Genomic DNA, 16,757 nt, shown 5'->3' on the forward strand with positions numbered 1-16,757 from the left:
TGTCCGACGATTCTGGTTCTGTCTTAGCTGCCGGCCGAAGGGCGCGCGCTGCAGGCAGGTAGCCTGTGGGCGCGGACGGCACGGACAGGCCAGACCCGGCGATGCGCATACGTGATCCCCTGCCGCATCGCAGAACCCGCCATTTAAACGATTTTCCGCGACGGTGTCAAGGCGACGTTCTGTGTGCGACGGCACAATCACCACACCACCGCGCGGCCCGTGGTGCGCCATTGTCCACAACAGCCAGTGCGTAACCACTAGTGCCCCGAAGGGCACCTGCAGGGCCGCCATCCACAGGCGAAGTCCCTGTTTTTCCTGAAAGTTTGCCCCTTACCGCACCCCGGAAACCCGCATCGCAGCAAGGGTTGTGCACATCAATCCACTGCATTTGCACAAGTTGTCCACAGACTTATCCTTTGTGGATAACTCAGGGGCGGGGGTACAATCCGGATCCAAACACAACACGGGCTGCGTGGCGCAGGCGCAACCCGGGCCCCCACCGCGGCAACGCATGACTTTACGCACGCCAGTGCGGCGAACCACAAGGCTCGCTGGCGGCGGCATGGCATGCCGCGGGGGCTTCGGCTGCGGGAACTGATTCCCAATACAGCCGAGGCGGCCCGGATCACGCGGCGCATACGCCGCCCGTGGCGTACCCGGTGCCGCTGGCAAGGCGGCGCCGGGTGCGATTACTCAACAACAAACAATGCAAGATTTCTGGCAGGCGGCAGCCGCGCAACTCGAGCGCGAGCTGACGCCGCAACAGTTCAAAACGTGGATCAAGCCGCTGGCGCCCGTTGCGTTCGATGAAGAAACGCATGCGCTGCGGATTGCTGCGCCCAACCGTTTCAAGCTCGACTGGGTCAAGAGTCAGTTTTCGGGGCGCATCACCGCCCTGGCCTGCGAATACTGGGAAGCGCAGGTCAGCGTCCAGTTTGTGCTCGATCCCGCCGCGTCCGGCCGCGCCGCTGCCTATATGCAGCCGGCCCAGCCCGGCATGGGCGCGGGCGGCATGGACCGCATGGATCATCACGCAGCGCCGGGTACGGGCATGGGCGGCTATCCCGGCGCCCAACCCGCCCAGACGATGGGCGGCCAGGCCCCGTTTGCCATGCCTGGCCAGCCGGCGCAGCCCGGCTATGGCGAATACCCCACCGCAGCCGCGTACGGCCTGGGCCAGCCGCAATATGGCCACCCGACCGGTAACCCGGCCGGCATGCCGTCCGCGGCCCCGGTTCCGGCCGGCGCGCGTGGCCAGGGCATGGGCCAGCATCCCGGCCAGCACCACCCGCAGCACAACGCCGAGCTGGGCGAGATCGACGTGGTCCAGATGGACCCCGCCGAAGCCAGCGCCCGCTCCTACCGCGCGCCGCAGCAGGGCCAGCATCCGCATGCCGCGATGGGCAACGGCGCCGCGCAGATGCCCGGCCACCAGCCCAGCGACACGGTCCACGAGCGCTCGCGCCTGAACCCGATCCTGACCTTCGACAATTTCGTCACCGGTAAAGCCAACCAACTGGCGCGCGCCGCCGCCATCCAGGTCGCCAACAACCCGGGCAAGTCCTACAACCCGCTGTATCTCTACGGCGGCGTGGGCCTGGGCAAGACCCACCTGATCCACTCCATCGGCAACCACATGCTGATGGAGAACCCGCGCGCGCGCATCCGCTACATCCACGCCGAGCAGTACGTGTCCGACGTGGTCAAGGCGTACCAGCGCAAGGCCTTCGACGAGTTCAAGCGCTACTACCACTCGCTCGACCTGCTGCTGATCGACGATATCCAGTTCTTCTCCGGCAAGAACCGCACGCAGGAAGAGTTCTTCTACGCCTTCGAGGCCCTGATCGCCAACCGGGCGCAGGTGATCATCACCAGCGATACCTACCCCAAGGAAATCACCGGCATCGACGATCGCCTGATCTCGCGCTTCGATTCCGGCCTGACCGTGGCGATCGAGCCGCCCGAGCTGGAAATGCGCGTGGCGATCCTGATGAAGAAGGCCGCCGCCGAGAACGTCAACGTTCCGGAAGAAGTCGCCTTCTTCGTTGCCAAGCACCTGCGCTCCAACGTGCGCGAGCTGGAAGGCGCGTTGCGCAAGATCCTGGCGTTCAGCAACTTCCACGGCAAGGACATCACCATCGAGGTGACGCGCGAAGCGCTGAAGGACCTGCTGACCGTGCAGAACCGCCAGATCTCGGTCGAGAACATCCAGAAGACCTGCGCGGACTTTTACAACATCAAGGTCGCTGACATGTATTCGAAAAAGCGGCCTGCCAATATTGCCCGGCCGCGCCAGATTGCGATGTACCTGGCCAAGGAGCTGACGCAGAAGAGCCTGCCCGAGATCGGCGAGCTCTTCGGCGGCCGCGACCACACCACCGTGCTGCACGCCGTGCGCAAGATCGCCGACGAACGCAGCAAGGATGCGCAGCTCAACCATGAGCTGCACGTGCTGGAGCAGACGCTCAAGGGCTGATGCATGGTTTCCAAGTCATTCCCGCGCAGGCGGGAATCCAGTGACTTTTGAAGACGCTGGGTTCCCGCCTGCGCGGGAACGACAGGCAGGCGGTTTTGAAGGGCCAGCCCGCCGGGCTGGCATACTGTAGGGTGCGCGCCACGGACATCCCGTGGCGCCTGGGGAATTAACGTCAGCGACGCCGGGGCAAGTGTCCGGAAAGTGGCCACTGATAAGGCTTTGCGGTGAGTCGGGACGGGATGGCAAGAACGGTTGGCGCTAGCGTGGCTTTTTGGGCACAGCTGGCCCGCCGGCCGGTCCCGCCCCGCTTCACCGCAGCGGCTTATCCTTGGTACAATGGCACATTAACTCCTTGATTCCTAAGTGAATTTGGAGTTGTTTGCGTTCTGCGGTCGCCGACTACAAACGACGAAGGATAAATTCAATGCAATTGGTCAAAACCTCGCGAGACAATCTGCTGCGTCCGCTGCAAATCGTGAGCGGCATCGTGGAGCGCCGCCACACCCTCCCGATCCTGGCCAACCTGCTGATTCGCAAGTCCGGGTCGAACGTATCCTTCCTGTCGACCGACATCGAAATCCAGATCACCACGCATGCCGAATGCGGCGTCGGCAATGACAGCGTCGCCACCACCGTGGCCGCGCGCAAGCTGCTGGACATCCTGCGCGCCATGCCCGACGGCGACGTCGCCCTGTCGCTCAACGACAAGCGCATGACCGTGCAATCCGGCAAGAGCCGCTTTGCCCTGCAGACGCTGGCCGCCGAAGAATTCCCGACCGTGGCCGAAGCCAGCGAATTCAACGCCAGCGTCAGCCTGCCGCAGAAGACCTTCAAGCACCTGCTGGCGATGGTCCATTTCGCCATGGCGCAGCAGGACATCCGCTACTACCTGAACGGCATGCTGCTGGTGGTGGAAGGCAAGAAGGTCATGGCAGTCGCCACCGACGGCCACCGCCTGGCGTACTGCGGCGTCGAGCTGGAAAACGAAGCGGCTGGTGTCGGCTCGCGCCAGGAAGTCATCATCCCGCGCAAGACCATCCTGGAACTGCAGCGCCTGCTGGAAGACAACGACGATCCGGTCACGGTGCAGCTGGCCGCCAACCAGGTCAAGTTCACGTTCGCCAATATCGAACTGATCTCCAAGCTGGTCGAAGGCAAGTTCCCCGACTTCCAGCGCGTGATCCCCAAGGGCTACAAGAACGCCTTCGCGATCGACCGCGTGCAGCTGCAGCAGGCGCTGCAACGCACCGCGATCCTGACCACCGACAAATTCAAGGGCGTTCGCTGCATCCTCGACACGCACATGCTCAAGATCAGCTCCACCAACGCCGACCAGGAAGAGGCGCAGGAAGAGCTGGAACTCGATTACTCGGGCGACGCGCTCGATATCGGCTTCAACGTGACCTACCTGCTCGACGTGCTTGCCAACCTGAAGACCGAGCAGGTGCAGGTCAGCCTCGGCGACTCGAATTCGAGCGCGCTGATCACCGTGCCGGACGACGACAACTTCAAGTACGTCGTCATGCCGATGCGCATCTGATGATCCGGTGACAGGACCTGTGCCACAACCAGCGCAGACAGCAACCGGAGCAGCAAACGGCACGCTACGACACCCGGCCCCGGCCGGTACGTCCAGGGGATGAATATCCCGCCGCGGGGGCAGGATCGTTACGACGATCCGCCCCTTTTGCCGTTTTTAGTAACCCGCCATGCGGACCCATCGCGCCCCGCCGCCGGCATGCCAGCCATGCCCGCCCGGCCCGAATTCCGCATTCGCCGCAAGTAGGAAAGACATGACCGAACAGCAGAATCCGCAACAGGAAAACACCTACGGAGCCTCCTCGATCCAGATCCTGGAAGGCCTGGAGGCGGTGCGCAAGCGCCCGGGCATGTATATCGGCGACACCTCCGACGGCACCGGCCTGCACCACCTCGTGTTCGAGGTGCTGGACAACTCCATCGACGAAGCGCTGGCCGGCTACTGCACCGAGATCCAGGTCACCATCCACAGCGACAACTCGATCTCCATCGTCGACAACGGCCGCGGCATCCCGCCCCTGGTCAAATTCGACGACAAGCACGAACCCAAGCGCAGCGCGGCCGAAATCGCCATGACCGAGCTGCACGCCGGCGGCAAGTTCAACCAGAACAGCTACAAGGTCTCCGGCGGCCTGCACGGCGTGGGCGTATCGTGCGTGAACGCGCTGTCCAAGTGGCTGCGCCTGACCGTGCGCCGCGACGGCCAGGTCCACCTGATCGAATTCGCCAAGGGCGAAGTGCAGAACCGCATCATCGAGACCGTGGACGGCCCGGATGGCCAGCCCGTTGAAGTCTCGCCGATGAAAATCACCGGCGCCACCGACAAGCGCGGCACCGAAGTCCACTTCCTGGCCGACGAAGAAATCTTCACCAACGTCGAGTTCCACTACGAGGTGCTGTCCAAGCGCATCCGCGAACTCTCGTTCCTGAACAACGGCGTCCACATCAAGCTGACCGACCAGCGCACCGGCAAGGAAGAAGACTTTGCCTTCTCCGGCGGCGTGAAGGGCTTTGTCGAGTACATCAACCGCGCCAAGACCACCCTGCACCCCAACATCTTCTACGCCAACGCCGAAAAAGACGGCATCGCCGTGGAAGTGGCCATGCAGTGGAACGACGGCTACAACGAGCAGGTGCTCTGCTTCACCAACAACATCCCACAGCGGGATGGCGGCACCCACCTGACCGGCCTGCGCGCCGCGATGACGCGCGTCATCAACAAGTACATCGAAGAAAACGAGATCGCCAAGAAGGCCAAGGTAGAAACCAGCGGCGACGACATGCGCGAAGGCCTGGCCTGCGTGCTCTCCGTGAAGGTGCCCGAGCCCAAGTTCAGCTCGCAGACCAAGGACAAGCTGGTCTCGTCCGAAGTGCGCCTGCCCGTGGAAGAACTCGTCAGCAAGGCCCTGACCGACTTCCTGCTGGAAACGCCCGCCGACGCCAAGACCATCTGCGGCAAGATCGTCGACGCCGCCCGCGCCCGCGAAGCCGCCCGCAAGGCCCGCGAAATGACCCGCCGCAAGGGCGTGATGGACGGCATGGGCCTGCCCGGCAAGCTGGCCGACTGCCAGGAAAAAGACCCCGCCCAGTCCGAACTCTTCCTGGTCGAGGGCGACTCCGCAGGCGGCTCCGCCAAGCAGGGCCGCGACCGTAAGTTCCAGGCCATCCTGCCGCTCAAGGGCAAGATCCTGAACGTAGAGCGCGCCCGCTTCGACAAGATGCTGTCCAGCCAGGAAGTGCTGACGCTGATCACCGCGCTGGGCACCGGCATCGGCAAGGACGACTACAACCTGGACAAGCTGCGCTACCACCGCATCATCATCATGACCGACGCGGACGTGGACGGCTCGCACATCCGCACGCTGCTGCTGACGTTCTTCTATCGGCAGATGCCTGACATCATCGAGCGCGGCTATGTGTATATCGCGCAGCCGCCGCTGTACAAGATCAAGCATGGGAAGGAAGAGCGGTATATCAAGGATGATGTCGAGCTGAATGCCTACCTGCTGAAGCTGGCGATGGAGAAGGCGTCGCTGGTGCGGCCGGATGGGTCGGAAATCAGTGGGGATGCGCTTACCGAGCTGGCTCGTCAGTACCAACTGACCGAAGGCGTGATTGGTCGCTTGTCGCGGGTTGTGGATACCGACGCGCTGCGTGCTATTGCGGATGGGGTGACGCTGGATCTGGATAGTGCGGCGGCGGCGGAGGCTTCAGCGGTGGCGTTGAAGGCTAAGCTGGCGGAGATGCATGCAAAGACTTTGATTGGGGCTGCCGTGAATGATGATGGTACGGCTGATGTGTATGCGCAGTTTGATGAGAAGACTGACAAGCATCGGCTGATGATTGCGCGGCGTCATCATGGCAACGTGCGGTTGTCGCATTTGGATGCGGATTTTGTTCATGGGGCGGATTACGCTGCCCTCTCCAATGCTGCCAAGACTTTCCAAGGGCTGACGCCGGAAGGGACTAAGGTGCAGCGGGGTGAAGGGGATAAGCTTCGGGATCAGACCGTGAATGATTTCCACGGGGCTATGCAATGGCTGCTTGCCGAAGCCGAACGCGGTGTGTCGCGTCAGCGCTATAAGGGTCTTGGTGAGATGAACCCTGAGCAGCTGTTTGAGACGACGCTTGATGTGACCCAACGCCGTTTGCTGAAGGTGCAGATTGAGGATGCTATCGCGGCGGATCAGATCTTTACCACCCTTATGGGTGATGAGGTGGAGCCGCGAAGGAACTTTATTGAGAGTAATGCGTTGGTGGCGAGAAACATTGACGTTTGATCAAGTGTATAGATAGCCGCAAGACCTGAGAATTAAGGACCCATAAGCTAAGAGGCTTGTGGGTCTTTTTTATTAGCAGCCCAACCTGACGCGAGATTGACGGACATTGGTGCCAATAGCCTTCCCACGTGCCGCCGGCTTACGGAGGGGCGTAGCCAAGGCACTTCTGTCACCCACGCTACTTACTTCCTTTATCATTCGCATGACGCCCAACCAGGGCCAAGAGCGACCTCGCGTATGACCGAGAACCAGAACCCAGAACAGAAAGCTCGAGACAATATCGACGCGCTGCTTAAGCAAGCGGGTTGGGTCGTTCAATCAGCGAAGAGGATCGACTTCGGCGCGGGGCTCGGCATCGCTGTCAGGGAATACCAAACCGACGTCGGTCCGGCGGATTATGTCTTATTGGTCGACAAAAAGGCAGTGGGGGTGATTGAGGCAAAGAAGGAAGACCTTGGCCACAAAATCACCGAAGTCGAACAGCAAACTGAAGGTTACGCTGCTGCCAAGCTAAAGTGGGTGAACAACAAGGAGCCCTTGCCCTTTCTCTACGAGAGTACCGGCATCATCACCGGATCTGTCAGAAATTTTGTGTTTAGGGCATAACATGTCGCCAAGGAGCATGTATGCCACGCAAAACCAAGACCAGTCTAGCCGCCGACCGTGAGCTGCCGACCATCCCCGAGGACCTGATCGCCCATTTCGTCAAGGGGCCGATGACCGCTGAGGCCGTGCAGGACGCCTCAATGGCATTCAAGAAGGCCCTGATCGAGCGGGCGCTGGGCGCTGAGCTCGGCCATCATCTGGGCTACCCGCCTGGCGCTGAGCGCCCAGCCGGCACAGCCAATCAGCGCAATGGCAAGAGCGCCAAGACCGTCTTGACCGAGGACGGGCCGCTGCGGGTAGACATCCCGCGCGATCGAGACGGCAGCTTCGATCCGATCCTGATTCCCAAGCACGAGCGGCGCTTCACCGGGTTCGACGACAAGATCATCGCCATGTACGCCCGCGGCATGACCGTGCGCGAGATCCAGGCGTTTCTGGCCGAACAGTACGGCACCGAGGTCTCGCCCGAGTTCATCAGTTCGGTCACCGATGCGGTCATGGACGAGGTCACCACTTGGCAGGCCCGCCCGCTGGAGGTGATGTACCCGGTGGTGTTCTTCGATGCGCTGCGCGTCAAGATGCGTGAGGATGGGGTGGTACGCAACAAGGCCGTCTACCTGGCGCTGGGCGTGTTACCGGACGGCACCCGCGACATCCTGGGCCTGTGGATCGAGAACACCGAAGGCGCCAAGTTCTGGATGAAGGTGTTCAATGACCTGAAGACCCGCGGCACGCAGGACATTCTGATCGCGGTAACAGATGGCCTCAAGGGCATGGAGCAAGCCCTGAACGCGGTGTTCCCGCACACGACGCTGCAGACCTGCATCGTGCATCTGATCCGGAACAGCCTGGAGTACGTCAGCTGGAAGGAGCGCCGGGAGGTAGCCGCGGCGCTTAAGCCCGTGTACACGGCGCCCACCGTGGAGGCAGCGCTGGCCGAGCTGGCGGCCTTCGAGCAAGGAAAATGGGGGCAGCAGTACAAGCCGATCGCCGCGTCCTGGCATCGCGCCTGGGATCAAGTGATCCCATTCTTTACGTTCCCGCCGGCGATCCGCAAGATCATCTACACAACAAATGCGATCGAGAGTATCAATGCGCAGCTGCGCAAGATCATCAAGACGCGGGGACACTTCCCCAGTGATGAGGCAGCAACTAAGCTGCTGTGGCTGGCCCTGCGCAACATCACCGGTAAGTGGGGCAGCTCCACGCACGATTGGAAGGCTGCCATGAACCAGTTTGCGATCCTCTATGAGGAACGCTTCGCCCATCCGCATCGCTGAGATAATGCTGGCTCACCGTCGAATTAGCGGTGAGCCTTTACCTGCCCTGCACACAAAAAAACTGACAGGCCCAACTTCTCTCAGTTCCGCCTCACGTCAAACAAGCCGCATTCACCACCCCCACCGACAACGAAATCACCCCCATCACCGCCCCCATCCCGCGATTGTCGCTTGAGATCGCCTCACTGACGCCCCCCAGCGCCCGCGCCGCCACCAGGTAAGCCACCACCTGCACTGCAAACGCCCCAAACGCCCACAGCAAGAACATCGCAAACGTGGCGTTGTGCTGAATGCTCGACGACAACGTCAGAGAGAACCCCAGCACCGCCCCGCCCAGCGACAACGCCGCGGCGATATTGCCCTCGCGGATCAGCGTGAATTCCCGATGCGGCGTGACGCGCGTATAGACCAATAGGAACAACCCCAGCATGGCAAAGCTGGTGGCGATGTAGATCAGGTAGGCAAGCGCCGGGTGCATGGTATTGACCATTGGATGGACTCGTTGTCGGTTGTCTGGGTTTGCGTGCGGATGGCGTTCGGCAGGGGCATTCAGCCGCCGCCGGAGCGCCCGGAGCTGCCGAAGCGGCTGGTGAAGCCGCCGCGCGATACCACCGGTGCGCGCGATACGGCGGCGGAGCGCATGGTCAGGCCGATGGAGCGTCCGCCGCCGAGCGTGCTGCGGCGTACGGTGGCTTCTTCCACCATGGCGGCGCGTGGGGTGGCGGTGGTGAACGATTGCGTGGGCGTGCCGTTGCGATCGTAAACCTGCATCGGGCGCAGCGGGCCGGACGTCATATCGCGCTGGGTCTGGGTGCCGTTGGGGTGGTAGACGGTGCCGCTGGCGGTGTAGTACGGGCCGTACCAGCGCGCGTAGTACGCGCTGCTGCCGTGCGTGGTGCCGGAGCCTGCCGTTTCGCTGGCGGGGGCGTTGAGGCTGGAGCTGTAGATGGTGCTGGGGTCGTCGATCGGCACGCTTTCGCAGTCGTTGGGCGTGTTCCAGTCGGCCTCGCAGTCCTCCAGCGTGGCGTAGCTGGCGCGGCGCACGGTGACGCCGGGGTCGTCGTCGGCGTCGTCGCTGCAGGAGCCGAGCACGGCCACGCCGGCGACCACGGCGCAGGCGCCAACGATCCACAGTGCGGGCGAGCTGCCCTGCTTTTTCTGTTCGGCCTGGTAGGCGGCGATGCGCGGCGACGGGCCGCCTGAGCCGCCCCGGCCGGGCATGTATGGGCTGCCGTACTTGGAGCGTTTGGTGCCCTTCTTCTTGTTGGCCATGGCTTACGCGTGAGTGAAGTAATGGGGGACGAAGAAGCTGGTGTTCTTCGCGATGGGCCCGGATTCTTCGCGCACGCACAGGCCGCTGGGCACGTCGTCGACGATCCAGACGCCCAGCGTGGTGTAGCGCCCGTCAAAGCGCCGCGCCGGTTCGTAGGCCTGGTAGATGAAGCCTTCCTCGCCATACTCGCCGGGGTTGTGGACGCGGTCGCCCTCGGGGGTGAGTAGCGTTACGCTTTCGCCCTCGCGCGACAGGAAGGGCTTTTTCGCGTGCGGCTTGCCGGCGAAGTGGCCGGGGTCGAAGCTGGCTTCGATCAGGTTGGGATGGCCCGGGAACAGGTCCCACAGGATCGGCAGGATGGCCTTGTTGGACAGCACCGCCTTCCACGGTGGCTCGACCCAGCGCACGGGGCTGTGCGCCAGCTGGTCGCGGTAGTCGGAGGTGGCCATCCATTCCCAAGGGTAGAGCTTGAACACGACTTCCATCGGCACGTTGTCGGCATCGTAGAAGTTGCCGCGGCCGTCGGTGCCGATGTCTTGCAGGTCGATCAGCTTGACGGACCAGCCGGCCTGGAGCGCGGTGTCCATCAGGTACTCGGTATTGCAGACGTCTTCCTGGCTGTCGAACATGCAGGCAAGGTGCAGCAGGCTGGCGTTGCGGTAGTGGTTGCGCAGCCATTGCCAGCGCGCCACCAGTGCGTCGTGCAGGCTGTTGAACTGGTCGGCCTGCGGCTGCACGGCGTCTTTCCAGTACCACTGGGCAACGGCGGATTCGATCAGCGATGTCGGGGTGTCGGCGTTGAACTCGTACAGCTTGGGCACGCCGTGCGGGTCCAGCGTCATGTCGAAGCGGCCGAACAGCGTGGGCTCGTCGCGGTCCCACGAGGTGCGGATCAGTTGGGCGAAGTCCGCGTCGATGGCCAGGCGCGCGAACAGGTCGTGGTCGATCACATGCTGCACGGCTTCCAGGCAACGCTGGTTCAGGTCGTACGCGGCGGCATAGAGCGTTTCCACCTCCTGCTTGCTGAAGGCGTAGGCAGCGTCTTCGCGCCAGTAGAAGAAGGTGTGGTCATCGACTTCGCGCGGGACGTTGAACTCGTCCAGCGAATGGAAGTGGAAGCCCACCTTCTCGAGTTCGCGCGGCCAGTTGCGGCGCGGGGTTTGCGGGATGCGTTGCATCAGCAGGCGAGGGTCAGCAGGGAGGAATCGGGCTGGACCTGGGTGTCGTCCAGCAGGAAGTCGGTAAAGGCGAGCGCAGCGGCGCCGGGGTGCGGCAGCCAGTCGGTAAATGCGATGCCGAGCGGCGCCCACCAGTGCGCGGCATCGGCCAGCACGGGGCCGAAGTCGAGCGCATCGGATTCCACCACGCCGCGAGACGGATGGGCCAGCATCCATTGCATGCCGGCGACCAGGCTCGATGCCACCTGCAGGCTGGTGGCGGTGTTGTACGGCGCCAGCGAGCGCGCGCGCTGCACCGACAGGCGCGAGCCATGCCAGACCGCGCCGTGCCGCCCGCTCATCAGCAGCACGCCGAGTTCGTCTTCGCCGCACTGGATCTCGTCGCGCAGGATGCGTTCGCCGCGCACGCGCGGGGCGGCGCGGTCATCCAGCCATTGCATCGAGGCCTGCGTGGCGGCGGTGGGGCGGTAGGCGTAGTAGACGGTGGGGCGATACAGCGGCTGGCCGGCGCGGGTGTCGGTCAGGTATTCGGCGATCGAGATCGATTCGTTGTGCGTGATCAGGCAGGCGTCGAACGGACCGTGCACCGGCGACCACGAGCGCACGCGCGTGCGATGGCCCGGCCGGTCCAGCGCGATCGCCGCGCCGCTGCCGTAGCTGTGGCGATAGCCATCTGGCGGCAGCGCGGGCTCATGGCTGCCCCAGCCGAGTTCGGCGTCCTGCAGGCATTCGGTGATAAAGCCTTCGGCGGACCAGGTGTTGGCGAACTCGCCGTCGCGCGGATAGCCGGGCGCCTGCTGGCTGTCGTATTCGGCGACCTGGATCACGCGCACGTCCAGCGCGCGCGCCAGCGCGGCCCAAGCGGCGCGATCGCCGGGCTCCGGCTGATTCAATCCGGCCTTGCCGGCCAGTGCCATCAGCGCGGCCTTGACCAGCACCGAGACCAACCCGGGATTGGCGCCATGCGCGACCAGGGCGGTCGGCAGCGCCTCGCGGCCGCGGGCGAAGGCCAGCATCTCGTGGCGCAGCGCGTAGTTGCTCAGGTGCGAGGCCCGCGGATCGGCTGTGTAGTCCCAGGGTTCGATGCCGGCATCGACATAGAACGCGCCGTGCGCCTGCGCCAGTGCGATCAGGTCGCGGCTGCAGACGGACGGGGCCAGGTTCAGCAGGAAGGCCCCGGGCCGCAGCAGCGGGACCAGCATGGTTTCGTAGTTGCCCGCGGTGATGGTGGCCTGGATGGCTTGCAGCTTGTGGCGGGCGACCAGTTCCTGGCGCGCGCGGTCCAGCACGCGGTCGACCACGGTGATCGCTGCCCGCGGCCAGGCCAGCTCCAGCAGCGGCAGCACGGCCTGGCCGATGCAGCCGAAACCAACGATGACGATTTGTTCGATCACGCAGACCCTTCCGCCCGAGAAACGGCAAGGGCGGTCCCGGACGCGGCCACGCCGGCACAGGACTGCCTTCGCCTGGCTTTATCAATTCTGATCAGAATCGCTAAATCTAGCGAAGGGCAATACTATCGCCGCGCGCGGCGGCTGCCAACTGCCGGCAGGGTCCCTGGCCCGCGCTTCAGCGCAGCAGGCGCCAGGCCAGCCGCGCCGCCACGCGCGCGCCCAGGTGGTCACGGTCGTACTGGGGGTTGTACTCCGCCAGGTCGGCCACGCGCAGCTTGCCGCTGCGGCGGACCAGCCCCACGACTTCCTCCACCACCGGCAACGGCACGCCGTAGGCGGCGGGCGCCGACACGCCCGGCATCACCGCGCCCGGCAGCGCGTCGAGGTCGATGGTCAGGTAGACATGGTCGGCCGCATCGATGCGCGCGGACAGCTCCGCCAGCCGCGCAGCCAGGTGGCGCTCCTGCATGTCGACGTCTTCCACATAGCACACGCCCAGCGCCTCTGCACGGCCGAACAGCGCTGGCGTATTGGCGAGGCGGCTGACGCCCAGGCAGACATAGTCGAACGGCTGGCCGCGCTCCGCGCAGGCATGGGCGATCTGGTCGAACGGCGTGCCGGAACTGGCGGGCCGGCTGGTGCGCAGGTCGAAGTGGGCGTCGATATTGACGATCAGCACGCGGCCATCATCGTGCTGCGCATCCAGGTGCGCGCGCAGGCCCTGCCATGTGCCCCAGGCCACTTCATGGCCGCCGCCTAGTACCAGGGGAAAGCCGCCACGCGCCAGCACTGCGTGGACGGCGTCCGCCAGCGCCTGCTGGGCGGATTCCAGGTCGCCGTCGTCGCAGCTGACATTGCCTGCGTCGTACAGCGCTTGCAGGCCGTGCGCCGGCACGTTGGCCAGCGCCTGGCGGATGGCGTCGGGGCCGTGGGCGGCGCCGGGGCGGCCCTGGTTGCGCAGCACGCCGGCATCGCAGCGGAAGCCGAGCAAGACCGGCGCGTGGTCCAGCGGCGCGGTGTCCGCGGTGTCCAGCGCCTGCACGATGCGGAACAGCCGCGTGGTGTCGCCCTGCTCGCCGTGATCGACACGGCCCTGCCAGGGGTTTTGCGTCACTGCCATCCTCATGCCCGTGTCAGCACCGCCTGCAGGAAGCCGCGCGTGCGTTCCTGCGTCGGCGCGGAGAAGATCACCGACGGCGGCCCGGCCTCGATAATGCCGCCGCCGTCCATGACCACCACCACATCGGCCACTTCGCGGGCGAAGCCCATTTCATGGGTGACCACGACCATGGTCATGCCTTCGGCGGCCAGCACCTTCATTACCTGCAGCACTTCGCCCACCAGCTCGGGGTCCAGCGCGGAGGTCGGCTCGTCGAACAGCATCACGCGCGGCTCCATCGCCAGCGCGCGGGCAATGGCCACGCGCTGCTTCTGGCCGCCGGACAGGCTGGCCGGCATGGCGTGCGCCTTGTGCGCCAGGCCGACTTTCTCCAGCAGGCTGATTGCCTTGCGCTCGGCGTCGTCGCGCGAGACGCCGCGCAGCATGCGCGGTCCCACCGTGACGTTATGCAGCACAGACAAGTGCGGGAACAGGTTGAACGACTGGAACACCATGCCCACTTCGGTGCGCAGCTGGTTCAGCCCCTGCTCGTCGATCAGCTGGCCATCGGTCACCAGGCGCTTGCCGACGATGTCGATGGTGCCCGCCTCGGGCTGCTCCAGCCCGTTGCAGCAGCGCAGGAAGGTGCTCTTGCCCGAGCCGCTGGGGCCGATCACCACCACCACCTGCGACGGTTCCACGTCAAAGTCGATGCCGCGCAGCACCGTGTGGCTGCCGAACGATTTGCCCAGGTTGCGGATCCGGATGATTGCGGAATCGCTCATTGCACCATGCCTCCCATGCGCAGCCGTTGTTCGGCGCGGCGCAGGATCAGCCCGGCCGCGCTAGTCAGGATCAGATACACCAGCGCGATCGCCAGGTAGACCTCCAGCGACCGGTACGACACGCTGATGATCTTCTGGCCCTCGTGCATCAGGTCGGCAATGGTCAGCAGCGACACCAGCGCCGAATTCTTGATCAGCGCGATGAACTCGTTGCCCAGCGGCGGGATCATGCGCACGATGGCCTGCGGCAGGATGATCGCGCGCATGGCCTGGCCGGACGACATGCCGATCGAGCGCGCGGCTTCCATCTGGCCCTTGTCGACGGACTGGATCGCGCCGCGCACGATCTCCGAGACATAGGCGCCGGAATAGATGCCCAGCCCGATCACGCCGCACACGAAGGCCGGCAGCAGGATGTTGAACTGCGGCAGCCCGAAGAACAGCAGAAACAGCTGCACCAGCAGCGGCGTGCCGCGGATGAAGGTGACATAGGCGGTGCAGATGCCGTAGATGACGCGGCGCTTCGGGTCCAGCCGGCCGATGCCGACCAGCAGGCCCATCACGCAGCCCAGCACCAGCGCGCAAGCCGTTACCTGCACGGTGATGACGGCGCCGTGCAGGATGTCAGGCCACCCGGCGAAGACGGGAGAAAAATCCAGTTCCATGGTGTCGGTCCGCGTGGCTTACTTGGCGGCGCTGCCGAACCACTTCTGAGTCAGCTTCGCGTAAGTGCCATCGGCCTTGACCTTGGCCAGCGCGGCATTCAGCGCGCGGGTCAGTTCGGGCGTGTCCTTGCGCACGGCCATGCCGTATTCCTCGGTGGTCAGCTGCTGTTCCACCACGCGCAGGCCGCCGCGGGTCTTGACGTACTGCATCGCGGCCGGCTTGCCGGTCACGGCGGCATCGGCGCGGCCGATCTCCACCAGGTTGAACATTTCCTGGTTCTTCTCGACTTCCACGCGCGTCACCTGCGGATAGGTGTCGCGCAGGAAGCTGACCGACTTGGTCCCCACCTGCACGCTGACCTTCTTGCCGTTCAGGTCTTCCGGCTTGTTGATGGCGGTGTTGCCGCTCTTGACCAGCGCCACCAGGCCGCCTGTGTAGTACGGCTCGGTAAAGTCCACCACCTTGCGGCGCTCCGGGGTGATGTAGATGCCGGACACGGCCATGTCGAAGCGGCGCGAGACCAGGCCCGGGATCAGGCCCTTGAAGTCGATGTTGGTCCATTCCACCTGCTTGCCCATGGTCTTGGCCATGGCCTCCACCAGCTCGACGTCAAAGCCGGTGCGCTTGCCGTTCTCGATGAATTCCATCGGCGGGAAGGTGGCGTCGGTGGCGACGCGCAGCACGTTGCTGTCCTGCGCGTGCGCGGATGCGCCGAAGGTCAGTCCGGCCACGGCCGAGAGGGCGGCGATCAGGCATTTGCGACGAAGGTTCATGGGGGTCTCCTTTTTCCGGGAACGGGAAATCTGCCGTCGCGCAGGCTTGCGGACGGTGCGGTAACGATTGCTTCAGGTTTTCAGTAAGACTGCAGCCGCGCGGAAATCCGCATGGCTGCCGCCACGGTCATGTCGATCAGCGCGCTTTCGCGGCCTTGCCTGCGCGTGGCCGGCACCATCAGCGTGATGGAGCCCAGCGCGTCGGCCTTGGCCCGCCGCGAGAACAGCGGTGCGCTCACGCCCCACACGCCGGGGTCCACTTCGCCCTCGCTGACGGCATAGCCGGTCGCGCGGATCGCGGCGAGTTCCGCCAGCAGCTGTTCCGCTTCGGCCGGCTCGCACTGGGCCCGGACCACGCGCTCGCGCGCATCGTCGCGCATGAAGGCCAGCAGCGACTTGGCCGACGCGCCCGCGCGCAGCGGCACGCCGCGGCCCTTCTCGAACGAGCAGCGCAGCGACTGGCGGCTCTCCACCATCTCCAGGCATACCGCGTGATCCTTGACCGCGACCACCAGGCCGACGCTTTCATCCGACTGCTGCGCCAGCAGCCGCATATCGGGCAGCGCTTCGCGGGCCAGGTGCGAGGCCATGTCGAACCCGAGCGCCAGCTGCAGGCTGATCGGGCCCGGCGCGTATTCGCCGTCGGACTCGAGCACGAAGCCCCAGCGCTTGAGCAGCATCAGCTGGCGGTAGAGCGTGCTCTTGGGCAGGCCGGTCCGGGCCACCAGTTCGCGCACCGTGATCGGCGCGCCGTGGTGCGCCAGCGCGGCCAGCACGAACAGCACGCGATCGGCGCCGCCGGCAGGCTGGGCCGATTCGGTGGACGTGGGAGACGCCGGTTGCGGGGCAATGGTTGGGTCGACAGCATTCAACATGGGGCCCAAGAATAGGACCGGATTCCCGGAAAA

Annotated in this window: 14 protein-coding genes; 5 read left to right on the forward strand and 9 right to left on the reverse strand. The window is 64.7% G+C overall.

Going from position 1 to position 16,757, the window contains the following annotated elements:
• Positions 1 to 706 precede the first annotated feature (706 nt).
• The 5 genes from dnaA to RALTA_RS00025 all read left to right on the forward strand — a co-directional run bounded on the left by dnaA (position 707) and on the right by RALTA_RS00025 (position 8,681).
• Entirely contained in the window at positions 707 to 2,476 is a 1,770-nt protein-coding gene (gene dnaA / locus RALTA_RS00005; protein ID WP_012351344.1) for a chromosomal replication initiator protein DnaA, read from the forward strand.
• Positions 2,477 to 2,900: 424 nt separating this feature from the next.
• The gene (dnaN, locus tag RALTA_RS00010; RefSeq protein WP_012351345.1) at positions 2,901 to 4,016 is read left to right on the forward strand and encodes a DNA polymerase III subunit beta; all 1,116 of its coding nucleotides are present in this window, start codon (positions 2,901 to 2,903) and stop codon (positions 4,014 to 4,016) included.
• 253 nt (positions 4,017 to 4,269) lie between these two features.
• A complete protein-coding gene (gene gyrB / locus RALTA_RS00015; protein ID WP_012351346.1) occupies positions 4,270 to 6,795 on the forward strand; it encodes a DNA topoisomerase (ATP-hydrolyzing) subunit B in 2,526 nt (841 codons plus the stop codon).
• A 237-nt stretch (positions 6,796 to 7,032) separates the two neighbouring features.
• Complete coding sequence (locus RALTA_RS00020; protein ID WP_012351347.1) at positions 7,033 to 7,401, forward strand: hypothetical protein; 369 nt, start codon at positions 7,033 to 7,035, stop codon at positions 7,399 to 7,401.
• Between the two features lie 20 nt (positions 7,402 to 7,421).
• Positions 7,422 to 8,681: an IS256-like element ISRta2 family transposase gene (locus RALTA_RS00025; RefSeq protein ID WP_012351348.1), complete on the forward strand. Its 1,260-nt coding sequence runs from the start codon at positions 7,422 to 7,424 to the stop codon at positions 8,679 to 8,681.
• Positions 8,682 to 8,772: 91 nt separating this feature from the next.
• Here the strand turns inward: RALTA_RS00025 and RALTA_RS00030 are convergent, their stop codons facing one another.
• The 9 genes from RALTA_RS00030 to RALTA_RS00070 form a co-directional block, all read right to left on the reverse strand.
• Positions 8,773 to 9,171, reverse strand: coding sequence for a DUF350 domain-containing protein (locus RALTA_RS00030; protein WP_081479459.1), 399 nt, complete (start codon positions 9,169 to 9,171; stop codon positions 8,773 to 8,775).
• 59 nt (positions 9,172 to 9,230) lie between these two features.
• Positions 9,231 to 9,953, reverse strand: coding sequence for a hypothetical protein (locus RALTA_RS00035; protein ID WP_012351350.1), 723 nt, complete (start codon positions 9,951 to 9,953; stop codon positions 9,231 to 9,233).
• A 3-nt stretch (positions 9,954 to 9,956) separates the two neighbouring features.
• Positions 9,957 to 11,132 carry a glutathionylspermidine synthase family protein gene (locus tag RALTA_RS00040; RefSeq protein WP_012351351.1) on the reverse strand — a complete coding sequence of 392 codons (1,176 nt, stop codon included), beginning with the start codon at positions 11,130 to 11,132 and terminating at the stop codon, positions 9,957 to 9,959.
• Positions 11,132 to 12,526, reverse strand: coding sequence for a saccharopine dehydrogenase NADP-binding domain-containing protein (locus RALTA_RS00045; RefSeq protein ID WP_041232026.1), 1,395 nt, complete (start codon positions 12,524 to 12,526; stop codon positions 11,132 to 11,134). The genes RALTA_RS00040 and RALTA_RS00045 overlap by 1 nt, the downstream gene beginning before the upstream one ends.
• 175 nt (positions 12,527 to 12,701) lie before the next feature.
• Entirely contained in the window at positions 12,702 to 13,652 is a 951-nt protein-coding gene (hutG, locus tag RALTA_RS00050; RefSeq protein WP_012351353.1) for a formimidoylglutamase, read from the reverse strand.
• Positions 13,649 to 14,410 carry an amino acid ABC transporter ATP-binding protein gene (locus RALTA_RS00055; protein WP_012351354.1) on the reverse strand — a complete coding sequence of 254 codons (762 nt, stop codon included), beginning with the start codon at positions 14,408 to 14,410 and terminating at the stop codon, positions 13,649 to 13,651. Before RALTA_RS00055 ends, hutG begins: the two co-directional genes overlap by 4 nt.
• A complete protein-coding gene (locus tag RALTA_RS00060) occupies positions 14,407 to 15,075 on the reverse strand; it encodes an amino acid ABC transporter permease (protein WP_012351355.1) in 669 nt (222 codons plus the stop codon). The genes RALTA_RS00055 and RALTA_RS00060 overlap by 4 nt, the downstream gene beginning before the upstream one ends.
• 18 nt (positions 15,076 to 15,093) lie before the next feature.
• Positions 15,094 to 15,849, reverse strand: a complete 756-nt coding sequence (locus RALTA_RS00065; protein WP_012351356.1) for a glutamine ABC transporter substrate-binding protein — start codon at positions 15,847 to 15,849, stop codon at positions 15,094 to 15,096.
• Between the two features lie 80 nt (positions 15,850 to 15,929).
• The gene (locus RALTA_RS00070) at positions 15,930 to 16,724 is read right to left on the reverse strand and encodes an IclR family transcriptional regulator (RefSeq protein WP_012351357.1); all 795 of its coding nucleotides are present in this window, start codon (positions 16,722 to 16,724) and stop codon (positions 15,930 to 15,932) included.
• Positions 16,725 to 16,757: the final 33 nt, after the last annotated feature.

This window comes from Cupriavidus taiwanensis LMG 19424 (assembly GCF_000069785.1).
GTDB classification, from domain to species: domain Bacteria; phylum Pseudomonadota; class Gammaproteobacteria; order Burkholderiales; family Burkholderiaceae; genus Cupriavidus; species Cupriavidus taiwanensis.